Below are 11264 nucleotides of genomic sequence, written 5' to 3'. Positions count from 1 at the left end.
GCTGGAGACAGGCTCTATAGCCGGACGCCGACATCCACTGTAATTGGGTATGTTTGCACAACAGGAGGCTCGCCCGGCACTTGGCGATCATTTGGTAGCTGATCGGTCTTCGTTGATCGGCGGAACGTCTTGAGATCAAGGGCCGGCTAGAACAGGCTCCAAGCCACTGGCCGGCCCGCTACAGGCCATAGCCGGCCAGATAGAGCAGAGCACTGCCTACGATGATTGCGTAAGGCCATTGCTGGTCGCGCGTGGGGCGACGGTCACGGCGCCAGGTCATTCTACCCTCGCCCGTCGCTAGACGTTGAACGACTTTGATGCATTCAATCCCAACGCTGTAAGAACGCAGTGGCCGACGTATTCGGCACCTTTCTCATTTGGTCGAACTTCGATGAAACCTCGCGCTTCGAGCCGTGCTTGAGTCGTCAAGCCTATACTCGCCTGTCGATGGCTTACGGTTTCCCCGATTCCGAACTTGGACAACACTTCGAGGGCGGCTATCTCACGTTTGTTAGGTGGTTTGCTCACAACGTGAGCTTGAAAATCATCCCACTCCCAGTAGTACCCCTCTGCCAAAATTTTTCGGGAGTCGGGGTCCATTTGGGCAACTGCCGCAGCGAAATCGCTGGCGGATTCGGCAGCCTTCTCGTTCCGACTTTTTTTGGCCTCCAGACGATTGTCGCGATTTTCGAGCCACTGCTGTAGGTCTAAATCGAGATCTTTCTCACCTTGGTTTGCCAATGGGGTGATAGTTATTGCTCCGTCGACCTCTAGCCTCACCGACACGCCGAACTCTTTCGCCACTTTCGCGGCCGCGCGCATCTGTGCCGGAGTGAAGTTCAAGCGACTGGTCATTGACGATTGAGTTCCTTCAAAGCTTCTGCTCGATGCAGATCGATGTAGTTCGCCAAATCTAAAGGTTCACGGTCTACCGCTCCTGAAGTTCTTCGTCGTCCACCGTCATTCTCAATGAGAAGCCACGAATGTCCCCCGACCTTATGACATCCGAATTCACCTCGAGAATGAAGAACTTTAGCCGATCGGCGACTATCAGGATCGGGGAGAGCATTGTGGCTGGTATCGATATCAACGGCTCCCATTGCGATCTTGATCGACCGAGATGACCTATGCTGTCGCCGGATGGGGCATCGTCAATATCTGGTCCAGTCGGAATCAGGGTGAGTTGGATTTTCCGTAGTTTGAACCTCGTCGGAAGGATCAGATTGCCTCGAAAAACTAGGTGCCGAAATTCTTGATGCTGCCACGTCTCGGATTTCGATCGCTTGGTCGTGCCCAGAAAGTAATCCCACTCCCAGCTTTCGATCTCCGCGATCAGTCGTATGGTTTCATATGTTGGTCTCGGAGCAGGTGGATCTGCACTCGCTGTTTCGCTCCATCCCATGCGAGCTAGTCGAGCGGCGAAACTCTCCCCTGATTTTTGCTTGGAACGCCCGTCCTTCACAATGTTGGCTCGCAGATTAGGGGCTCATGCGGGAGCCGCATCGCATGCGCATTCCTAGTCCGCGTCAATCCACTGAACATGGCGCGCCCTTCCCATTTGCTCCCAAGCTGATCGTGATGCAAAGGAGGGCAAACGGTCAATCCATGTCGTGTGAACGACAAAATCTACGTCGGGCACGATGCGAACAATCAATATATCTCGCCGCGAGCTGTACGAGAGAGCCTGGGAAATGCCCTTGCGAAGGGTCGCCGAGGCTCTGGACTGCGACTATTCGAGTTTAAGATTGGCGTGTATCAATCGGTTCATTCCAATCCCACCAAGGGGGTATTGGATGAAAGTCGTCCACGGCAAAACGCTGCCGCCACGACCGCCGCTACCTGACCATCCAAACGGCTATAGATCGGTGCCGCTACGCGTCGGGCTCTCAGAGCAAAGAAAGACCGAGGAAGAGCGACGCACATTAAGCCAGAGCATCGCAGCGTCTAACTTGCTCAAAGTTCCCGCACGCCTCGATGAGCCACACCCTGCAGTGGCTGAAATCATGAGTAGCACGGGGGCACGGCCCAATAGCTGCATGAGGCGTGGATACCGAATAGCGGACACGATTGCGCGGGCGTGTCAAAATGCGGGGTTCCAGGTGGAGGCTTCAGGCCAGTTTTTACTTATTTGTTCAGACTACCGCCGCATCCATATCGCTGTCAGCGAAAAGTTGAACCAAGTCTCAGTCCTTTCGCCAGAGAAAGCTAATCAGACCGGCGCACAACGTCGTGGCAGACACCAGGTCGTGGACTTGATACCAACTGGTTACCTGGAAATTTTTCTCTCTGATCGCACATGGGCGGAGGAACCCGGGGACGATCTAGAGTCCCAGCTTCCCGATCTCTTGGCCAAATTGATCACGGCCCGCAGGCTCAAATCACTGTTGTTCCACACCCCCCCTAATCCGTTTGATCTGGGCAAGGGCTGCGTCGGGGCCTTCGTGCAACGGATCCAGAGTATCTATTTTCGTGCGGAGCCAATCGATAGTGGGTTGCTCCACAGACACGGCTCCGTTTGCTTCGATCGCAGCTAAAAAGCTGCGCGCATGGTTTGTACTCACCCATTGCGAGGCCAATTGCAGAAACCGCTCAAACGCCGCGGCCTCCTGTTCGGCGATCCTTTTTTCTCGCGCTCTCGTAGCCGACGCAATTTCTCGCAAGCGTTTGCGCTCGGCGGCTTTTTCCGCCTCGTCGGCATCGTGCTTGCGGTCCATGATCAATTTGGACAAGAGCTCAGGAAGCTGGACTTCAAGATCGTTTAGAGGTTCCTCCCCCCATTTGTGATCAGAGAGCATAATCTGCAGATAGCCGGTTGGTATGAGCTCAAAAGCCTGGTGTCGTCCCCGACTCTGTGCGGCGGTGTGATTAGCGTTGTCCGGCGCGAGAATTGGGACTTGGCTCAACTTTTCACTGACACTAATAGGGGTGCGCCTATAGTTGGAACAAATAAGAAGCGACTGGCCCGACGCCTCCACCTGGAACCCTGCATTTTCGCACGCGCGCGCAATCGTGTCCGCCATTCGAAATCCGCGCCTGGTGCAGCTATTGTGCGATGCCACAGGATTGCTCATGATTTCAGCCACTGCGGGGTGTGGGGCATCGAGGCGTGCAGGGATTTTGAGCGACTGAGACGCAGCGATGCTCTGGGTTAATGCGCGTCGCTCTTCCTCGGCTTTTCTTTGCTCCGAGAGTCCGACGCGTAGTGGCACCGATCTATAGCCGTTTGGATGGTTAGGCAGCGGCGGTCGTACCGGCAACGTTTTGCCATGGACGACTTTCATCCAATACCCCCTTGGTGGGATCGGAATGAACCGATTGATACACGCCAACCTTAAACTCGAATAGTCGCAGTCCAGAGCATCGGCGACCCTTCGCAGGGGCATCTCCCATGCTTTCTCGTATAGCTCGCGGCGACGTAGGGTTTCGTCGTTCACACGACATGGATTGACCGTTTGCCCTCCTTTGCATCACGATCAGCTTGGGAGCAAATGGGAAGGGCGCACCATGTTCAGTGAGGACTTCAATCGAGACTTCTCTCGGCTATTGGAGGTCGAGCAGACCAAGCTGAACGAACAGATCAAACGCGATATTGCGTCCGAGGAAGCACTCGCGTCCAGCAAAGGCGTCCTCAACAGCTCCATGGCAAATGCAGGCAGTCGTTCGAGTTGCCAGCAAGGGAGTTCCAATTTACGCCCAAACCGCGTTCAATCTCATTCTCCGCTGCGCAACCGCTTATGGCCTACGCCTCGATCGTTCGAATGTGATGTATTTCGAAGCCCGCCTCTCCGAGCGCATTCAGTGGGAATCCGGATACTTGAACGATCTGGTTCAGATATCTGCGCCATTTAGAAACTCGGTACCTGCCAACCTCTTGGCCAGTATTATGTCCGATCTCAACAAGGTCACTTCGCTCGAACTCCAGCGCATATCGGGTGAACTCAATCTCACCGCAGCTAGCAACGCACGCGTGGCTGACGTGCCAGCCCCGAACACGCACGTGATAGTGAACGCACCCGTTGGCGTGCTACAGACGGGAGCCGGCAGTTATGGAGTGGCCAGTTTTACGATAGATAGCTCGGCCGCGGATGCACTCGGCAAGGCATTCGAAGACATTCAAGGCCAGCTTTCCGTTCTCTCGGATAAGGACGTTGGGTTCAATCGCCAAGAGATCTTGGATATGGTGATGGAAGCGCAAGCGGAAACAAAAAAAGAAAGGCCGAACTCTACGAAATTGAAGGCATTCGTGACCGGTGTTGGGTCCGCAATCTCCTTCACTCCAAAGCTCAAGGCCGCTTCCGACACACTCAAATGGGCGGGAGCTCTTGTAAGCATCCCGCTGCCATGACGACAAAGCCAAAACTCCGACTTCCTCCTGATGCAACATTGGGCAGCATTGTACGATCACTTACCGGACCAGAGGACTTTGTCCGATGCGTGTTCCACAACATGCGCGATTGTTACCGGGACTGCCAAGTTCGACTGGCGATCAACAGCAACCCACGTGCTCCCGACTATGTCGTGGAGATGCTGTTTGACGACCAGATTGATGGGGAGGAAGTTCGAGTACCTCAGACGCTCGCCGTTTTCAGTGGCCGCACACATAAGAGCGGCCTCAATCAAGATGATCATCGCCTCCGGGTGTGGTCGTCAGCAGCAATGGAATGGGGCGAGGTTCAGTCTCTGCTGGGGACGCTGAGAGGCTTGCCGCCACGACGATGAAAGCTAGCATGAGACAGCCAAAACCCATGCATTCCGCCAGGGTGCTGGCCCGCTCGTATGAACGCGGACATGGCGGCCGCATACGTTGGCGAATCCAGTGCGGTGAAGTTTCTAGCGCGTGTCGGGATCGAATACCCGCCCCCGTCGGTGGATGATGACCTTGGCAAAGGGCGGCGCCGGCTGTGGCTCAAGCGAGATCTCGATCGAGCGATTGGCAATTGGGTTGAAGGTGAGCCTGATCCTCCGCCACTATGATCCTCCAACCGTCGGAAGCCGCATGGAAGGAAGTCAGAAGGCCGCTAGAGGGGGCCATCCGCAGGATCTGGCGGGCTACATCGACGTCAGACGTGCGAAAGCTATCAAGGAGCTCAATCGCCAATGACCAGCCGTTTGAACTTCACCCCAGCGCAAATGCGAGCGGCCGCGAAAGTGGCGAAAGAGTTCGGTGTGTCCGTGAGGCTTGAGAGATGATCGTGCTCAATGGTGAACTGCAGGAACGCCTCGAGCAGCTTCGCGGAGCCAGCGCGTCCTCTGGCCGCGGACGGGCGTGTTAATGACTGGCAGTTGTAGGGGCTGGTGAGATGGCAGCGAATAGCTTCTGGTGGATCGTCCCAATAGTAGGATCAATTTGCTTATTTTTCTGGGCTTTCAAGGTCTACTATTTGCATAAATCGATGAACTGGATAGGGGCCGTCGGCCAAATCTACGAAATATCCATCACAGGTGGTGGCGATGCAGAAGTGTTGTCGGCGATCGTCAGATATGAACACGACGGCAACATTTACACGACCAAGGCGCTTGACCCAGGCGACTATGACCTCAGCGACAAGTCAGTAATTGGCCGGAAAGTGCCGATTTTGATCAATCCGCGAAATCCGAAGCAGATCGTCTTGACCAACAACGGAGGCGATTTTTTCAACCGCAGCGCACTGATGTTTGCGAAATTCATCTCGACCCGCTCAACGGTTTGACTAGTGATCGTTCCGTTGACCGGCTCACAATTGCCGATACAGTGCCGACATGTGGTTCAACCCGCCTAAGCGCCAGGATCCATATCCAGACCGGCAAATCGACTGCCAGGAAGCGCTTACGCCGGGGTTCGAAATCCTGATCGAAGAACTGACGGCCGTCGGCTGGACGCGTGATGAAATCCGCGCCGCCTTCGTTGCGCTGCTATCAGCCTACGACTTGGCCGGCGAAGCTAGCGCCGACCTCGAAACCGAGCTGGCCATCATGCGGGCACGGCTGCGTCTGCCACCGACTTGAGCAAGCTTAGATGTGATGTTAGCGTCCAAGTGCGGGTGGTGTTGGGGAGTACCGCTGATGACCGTTCAAGAACGCGACTATCCGGCGCCTCGGTTTGCAAGAGACGATTGGCAACAGCCAAATCGGGCGTTCTATCGATGCGCACTCACCGTGCTGATGGCAGGCATAGCTCTGACCGCCGCCCTTCGCTGGCTACTTCCCGCAGTAATCTAATCCATGGCCAGTAAAAGCAGCCGTGTCTATTTCGCTTGGGCTTACGGTCGGGAAGCCGCTCGCCTCGGCCGGGCACGCGAGGTCCCCGAGGGTGATGACGGCCGGCCGCGCTCATCTGGCAATATTGCAGCGTTCTTAGAAATCAGCTTAGATCGCCTCGCTCTGGGGAGGGCTTGGGGATGGAACGCGCACCAAAATCGAGTTGCAAAACGAGGTGGCATCCCCGCTCTTGCGGCTCGCCGCTAGAAGTCTCCCCTGCTCGGGAGGTTTGACAGTGGTGCCGGGAATTCGCCTAAGGGCAAAAATCTTATTTTGTTCACCTAGCCTTGACATATTTGTTGACTTATATGGCAACAATTGAAGAGCTTATCGATCTAGACGAACTTGCTCCCGTGGCCGTCAAATTGACGCGGAGAGAGTTCGCTGAACGACGAATGTTTGGGACACCTGAGTTTCATAGGTGGCTGAATGTCGATGTCAGAGGCGCAAAATCAATCGACCCTCATGAGCTTCCGCCGCGACTTCAAGCGTATGATTTCATACGAGCATTTCAGCTTGGCTTACCTTTCTCCGTCGGCCGCACTTTCAAACGAATGCGGCCAATTGACAAAGATGTCTTTGAGTTCTCGACCTATGATCTCCGCATTTTCGGCTGGTTCTATCGCAGGGCCACGTTCATTGCGGCTTGCGGAGACTTTATGGAACACACGCACTCGAAGGCGGGCGTCTACGACAAACATCGAAATTTTGTCGAGCAGCTACGCAGCGAAATAGATTTGGATCCACCAAAGTGGATTGTCGGAGAGAAAGAAGATGATGTCCTCGACCTTTGAACTCGATCACCCGAAGGAAGAGGCTTCTTCGCGTTTCGTGGCAGACGTGGGCAGGCTTCTGCAGTCGGCCCTGGTTGAACGTAAGGCAATTTCAAAGCTCACACAGCAGGAAATAGCTGATCGCCTCGGCATCGACCGATCGAGCGTCAACCGAAATTTCTCTGGGTATCGGAACCTAACTTTATCGAGTCTTGCTGAATTGTGCTGGGCTATGGATGTCGAGCCCCAGCTCATCATTGAGCAGATCTTGGAGCCGGATTCTTGCAATTACCAACCGCCAAGGTCTGTGCCGGTACGCACGATGCCGTCCGAGCCAATGAAATCCGCTTCATCAGGCTCAAACACCGTTTCTTTTACTGTGCGTGAAAACTCAATTGGTGCTTGACGTGGAAAACCTGCGTTTTGAAATCTTGTTTTGCGACGATGTTCGCCAAGAGGCCAGCGGGAAACACATACTCATTGGTGTCTTTGGCACAGACATCTTGCCGTCCAATCTTCCAGGCGTACTACCTTTGGCGATGTATCTGAGAGTGTTCGGCATGACCAAGGGAGACCATCATTTCAGAATCACTCTAGTGACAAGCGACGGCGATTGGCGAGGAGAGATCGATGGTCAAACAAGGGTAATGGACGATACAACCGCCTCTATCTTCCCGTTTGGCGCCATACCAATTCATATTGAAAAGCCGGGTGCAATTATCGCGAACCTATCCATCGACGGCAGTAATGCAGTACCAATTGGAAGCATTACTGTTCGAGCACCAATAGAACCTTCTGACACGCCCTGATAGCGTGCTCCCGGCTCTGGCCGGGGTTTTCGTTTCTGCCTCCTGCTTCCCCCAAATGGATGATGCTTGATAGTTCCAAGTGGGTGATGCCTGACCAATCCCAAATGGCCTAGCCTGTGCTTAGCGCTGGAGTTCCTGGTAGCGCAAGGCCGGCGCGCAGTTAACACCTCCTCTGCGCACCGGCCGTTTTTATCCTCCAAATGAAAAAAGAAGCCCGCCCAGCCGAAGCTGAGCGGGCCCGATTACCTGAGATGCGCCAGCCAACGGACAGGCGCGGCGTGCGCGTAGTGGCACTATGTGGCGAGAAGAAGAGTGCTTAGCTGGACGGCTCCGGCTTCACCCGCCGCACGATGGCCTCGAACACCAGATCGCTGATCCACATAGCGACTGTGCCGATCAGAAAAGCCATGGCGTAGACGGCAGTCATGTCATCCGGCACCGGTGGCCAGCCGTAGTACCGTACGATGTGGATAGCCCAGGGCGTGAGGTATCTGACAAAAGGCCGGGAAGAGAAGGAAGAAGAGTTAGAGAGATCCGCCCAGCGGCGGAAGCACGTCCTTCGCGGGACGAAGGATGAGGTGAGTTCGCGATCATGGGCGTACCGGTCATGTCATGCTGGCCAGGACGCGAATCAGATTGTTCCGCCTTATTCTCTGAATCCCATCAAGGGAGGGCCAACGGGCTGATCCCGGAGAGAAGCACGAACCCGCGAATGATGTCAGAAGCTGGATAGGCAAAAATGACAAAAACGCTTGACCTCAAGCCGCCGAATAGAGAAGCCATGATCCGAGCTCCAAGCAGCTTGGGCGTGGTCAGGCTGGGCGCAGTGTTACCGCACTCCGCTCAGCCACTTATGCGAACCAAATTATATCAGGGAAATAATTTGGCATTCCGAAAGTTATGTCAAGGTGCTAATTTTTGATAAGCGAAGAGCAAATACGTATGGCCCGTGCGGCCTTAAGATGGGGTGTGCGAGATTTGGCTCGCGAAGCGCGCGTTACGGCAGCCACTATCACACGGATTGAAGCTGGAAAATCTGCCCATGTTTCGACCCTGAAGGCCATCCAGGCGGCGTTTGAAGCCGCCGGCATTGAGTTTATCCCCGAAAACGGGGGTGGTGTCGGCGTTCGCTTGGCGCGCCGATCGGGCGAGGATTAGCGCAAAGCGAGCGCATCAATCTCCCCACGCATATCTGGGCGGCGGCGGGTTTCCTTCCGGATCGTACAGTTCGTCCGGCTCTGGAAAGAGGTCCTGATCCCGCAGATTGGACGTGAGAGTGTCCAATTGGTTCTGTGCCTCCAGCTTCGCCAGGCGTTGCTCAGCCCAGGCGATCATTCGTCGATATTCAGGACTGTCCTGCGCCAGCAGTTTGGAGGCATGATCGATGGTGGTCCGCAAATCGTCTGCCTCTCTTCGATCGTCAGCGAGTTGACGAAGGAAAAGTAATCTCTTTTCCTCCCGCGCCTGGCGCTGTTTGTGAAGCTCCCTTCGCTGAGCGAGGTGTTTGCGGCGCCGCTCATCAGCCTCTCGTTCTTCCCGCTGAGCTTTCTCAAAAGACAAGTGGAAAAGGACGCCATCCGCAAGTCCATCCAACATTCCTTCCAGGTTCTGCTGCTTGCCGTCGCTCCACCGCTTGCGAGCGCCCTGCGCCCAGTTTTGGATGTCGAAACTTAGCTTGCCGGAGTGGAAGTAGTCGTACTCGGGCCAGAAATTCTCCGGAAAGAGCCACTGTCCTCTTCGCTGGGCAATCTCGCGACGCTTTTCAAAGTCTGCTTTCTTCTTCAATTCAGCGGGTGACGGAACGTGCTTTTCTCTCTTCCGTTCTTCGGTGATTTCCAATCGAACGTCATCTGGGCCGATGGCTGCCGAAATACCCTTGTCGCTATAACTAAACCTGATGCCTCTCTCCTGCAGAGCAATCGCCAAGTGGTGAAGGATCGAAACAAGCCGCGTTTTCGAACTGTGGTGAATACGTATGCCAGCAATCGACAACTCCCCTATGTTGTCGGGAGCTTCGGATTTTAGTTTGGCGACAAGTCCGGAGATGGCGGCATCCGGTCGCCTTACCGGATCGAAGGCGACCAATTGCTTTGGCTGGCGCATGCTTGCGGATTTCTCGGGAGCTTCCTCGGTTGGGCGAGAGAATTTGCGTTCTCTTCGCGAGGCCTCGACGTCGCCGTTCGCCCTTTCAATGGCGAACGCGACGTAGGGATTAACAGCCGGCCTATGTCCACCTAGATGCACCGTTTCAAGCGCTGGATTGTCTAACTTCCACAGAGGCGTCTTCGTGGCGCTCAGACCGGCTTCGATTTTGGCCCAATAGCCGCGCCCCGGAACTGGGATCTGATGTCGGGCACGCGTCTTGGCCAATCCTCGATCGGACAACTGGAAGCGCGCTGCAAGCGTGACAATCGGAGTTGACCAAACCAACTCATACAATTCCCGCCGCGTGAACGTTTGCTCCATACTGCCATACCCCCTGAGAGTCGCTCGGGAACATCGAAACTTGCTGCCGCGACAAGTCAAGGAGAGAACCGCTTCGAACGGCGTGGAGCGCAGAGCGCAGACCACGCGTCAACCTAGCGGGTTTATTTATCTGAGGCGGGCCTCACCGCAAAGCTCATCGCCCTGGTGAGGGGTTTGAGTTTTCGTTAGTTTCTTCTCTAAGCACTCTGCCTCGACCCTCATGCCCACAACGTGCAAAAAACCCCGTTATTCCAAAGCGTTGATATGAAGGTGCACCGTGCGCATAAACACCGCACGTTGCGGTTCGCGTCAAAATTTTCAGCAAAAACAACCGTCCGAACGAAGCGCACCGTGCGCGCTTTTATCTTGCCATCGCTCGGCTGTGACAGTAAGCGTCCGGTCCCTGCACATATTTGGGGTAGTGCAATCTCGCATCATGTCGGGTTCCTTCGTCACGTGGAGGATCTCCGATGGCGCCTCGCCGCTCCTGGGCCAAGGCCAACAGTCCGTATTGGTCGTCGCATGTCGCGAACTGGTTCCGCAGCAGCCAGGACGTGCAGGAATACTGTCGTCGGCGTGATCTTTCCGTAGCGACATTCGAGCGGTGGCTGCGCCATCTGGTGAGCAGCGACGATCTGCGTAAACGTGCGGAAAAGCTGCGGAATTTGCGCAGGAAGACGGCAGCGTGTCAGCACAGGACGGCGCCGCCGAAGCGACCCAAAAGGCCTCCGCGCTATCGTTACAGCATGCGCACGGACAGCGGCCCGATCGCACTTCGGGCGTTCTGGGCAATGCATGTCGAGGCGATGAACTGGAGCGGGATGGGTCATGCGGAGTATGCCGCGGCGCTCGGGCTGTCGCCGCGTGCGTTGCGGATCTGGCGCGATCGCCTGGAAGAAACCGGCGACGAAATGGACTGGCGAGCGCTGCTTCATCCGAGTGCCCAAGCCCAATTAAGCAGCGCTGCTAATTGCGCACG

The 11264-nt window shown here is 55.4% G+C and carries 11 protein-coding genes; 8 read left to right on the top strand and 3 right to left on the bottom strand.

Going from position 1 to position 11264, the window contains the following annotated elements:
* Positions 1-297: 297 nt before the first annotated feature.
* Together ACFWYE_RS30860 and ACFWYE_RS30855 are read right to left on the bottom strand one after the other, a co-directional pair.
* Complete coding sequence (locus ACFWYE_RS30860) at positions 298-855, bottom strand: hypothetical protein (RefSeq protein ID WP_379115804.1); 558 nt, start codon at positions 853-855, stop codon at positions 298-300.
* 1523 nt (positions 856-2378) lie between these two features.
* Complete coding sequence (locus ACFWYE_RS30855) at positions 2379-3281, bottom strand: hypothetical protein (RefSeq protein WP_379115803.1); 903 nt, start codon at positions 3279-3281, stop codon at positions 2379-2381.
* A 365-nt stretch (positions 3282-3646) separates the two neighbouring features.
* On the opposite strand from ACFWYE_RS30855, the gene ACFWYE_RS30850 reads away from it, so the two are divergent.
* The 7 genes from ACFWYE_RS30850 (at position 3647) to ACFWYE_RS30820 (ending at position 8977) form a co-directional block, all read left to right on the top strand.
* Positions 3647-4345: a hypothetical protein gene (locus ACFWYE_RS30850; RefSeq protein ID WP_379115802.1), complete on the top strand. Its 699-nt coding sequence runs from the start codon at positions 3647-3649 to the stop codon at positions 4343-4345.
* Positions 4346-5300: 955 nt separating this feature from the next.
* Positions 5301-5690: a hypothetical protein gene (locus tag ACFWYE_RS30845; RefSeq protein ID WP_379115801.1), complete on the top strand. Its 390-nt coding sequence runs from the start codon at positions 5301-5303 to the stop codon at positions 5688-5690.
* A 49-nt stretch (positions 5691-5739) separates the two neighbouring features.
* A complete protein-coding gene (locus tag ACFWYE_RS30840) occupies positions 5740-5985 on the top strand; it encodes a hypothetical protein (protein ID WP_379115800.1) in 246 nt (81 codons plus the stop codon).
* 551 nt (positions 5986-6536) lie between these two features.
* Entirely contained in the window at positions 6537-7031 is a 495-nt protein-coding gene (locus ACFWYE_RS30835; protein WP_379115799.1) for a hypothetical protein, read from the top strand.
* Complete coding sequence (locus ACFWYE_RS30830; protein WP_379115798.1) at positions 7012-7416, top strand: helix-turn-helix domain-containing protein; 405 nt, start codon at positions 7012-7014, stop codon at positions 7414-7416. The genes ACFWYE_RS30835 and ACFWYE_RS30830 overlap by 20 nt, the downstream gene beginning before the upstream one ends.
* Complete coding sequence (locus tag ACFWYE_RS30825; protein WP_379115797.1) at positions 7409-7819, top strand: DUF6941 family protein; 411 nt, start codon at positions 7409-7411, stop codon at positions 7817-7819. The genes ACFWYE_RS30830 and ACFWYE_RS30825 overlap by 8 nt, the downstream gene beginning before the upstream one ends.
* 942 nt (positions 7820-8761) lie before the next feature.
* Complete coding sequence (locus ACFWYE_RS30820; RefSeq protein ID WP_379115796.1) at positions 8762-8977, top strand: transcriptional regulator; 216 nt, start codon at positions 8762-8764, stop codon at positions 8975-8977.
* Positions 8978-8992: 15 nt separating this feature from the next.
* Here the strand turns inward: ACFWYE_RS30820 and ACFWYE_RS30815 are convergent, their stop codons facing one another.
* A complete protein-coding gene (locus ACFWYE_RS30815; protein ID WP_379115795.1) occupies positions 8993-10285 on the bottom strand; it encodes a hypothetical protein in 1293 nt (430 codons plus the stop codon).
* 470 nt (positions 10286-10755) lie between these two features.
* On the opposite strand from ACFWYE_RS30815, the gene tnpA reads away from it, so the two are divergent.
* Positions 10756-11264: IS66 family insertion sequence element accessory protein TnpA (gene tnpA / locus ACFWYE_RS30810; RefSeq protein WP_379115794.1), on the top strand; the 509-nt coding region annotated here is incomplete at its 3' end.

Origin of the sequence: Mesorhizobium sp. NPDC059025 (assembly GCF_042739655.1) — a bacterium.
Lineage (GTDB): Bacteria > Pseudomonadota > Alphaproteobacteria > Rhizobiales > Rhizobiaceae > Mesorhizobium.
Note: the sequence above shows the minus strand (reverse complement) of the source record. Positions and strands in the feature narration are given on the sequence as shown.

Bases quoted from the DNA above. Each gene is read 5' to 3' on its own strand.
- ACFWYE_RS30820 (WP_379115796.1), top strand. From the start codon at position 8,762: ATGGCCCGTGCGGCCTTAAGATGGGGTGTGCGAGATTTGGCTCGCGAA.
- ACFWYE_RS30830 (WP_379115798.1), top strand. From the start codon at position 7,012: ATGATGTCCTCGACCTTTGAACTCGATCACCCGAAGGAAGAGGCTTCT.
- ACFWYE_RS30850 (WP_379115802.1), top strand. From the start codon at position 3,647: ATGCAGGCAGTCGTTCGAGTTGCCAGCAAGGGAGTTCCAATTTACGCC.
- ACFWYE_RS30845 (WP_379115801.1), top strand. From the start codon at position 5,301: ATGGCAGCGAATAGCTTCTGGTGGATCGTCCCAATAGTAGGATCAATT.
- ACFWYE_RS30840 (WP_379115800.1), top strand. From the start codon at position 5,740: ATGTGGTTCAACCCGCCTAAGCGCCAGGATCCATATCCAGACCGGCAA.
- ACFWYE_RS30860 (WP_379115804.1), bottom strand. From the start codon at position 855: ATGACCAGTCGCTTGAACTTCACTCCGGCACAGATGCGCGCGGCCGCG.
- ACFWYE_RS30815 (WP_379115795.1), bottom strand. From the start codon at position 10,285: ATGGAGCAAACGTTCACGCGGCGGGAATTGTATGAGTTGGTTTGGTCA.
- ACFWYE_RS30855 (WP_379115803.1), bottom strand. From the start codon at position 3,281: ATGAAAGTCGTCCATGGCAAAACGTTGCCGGTACGACCGCCGCTGCCT.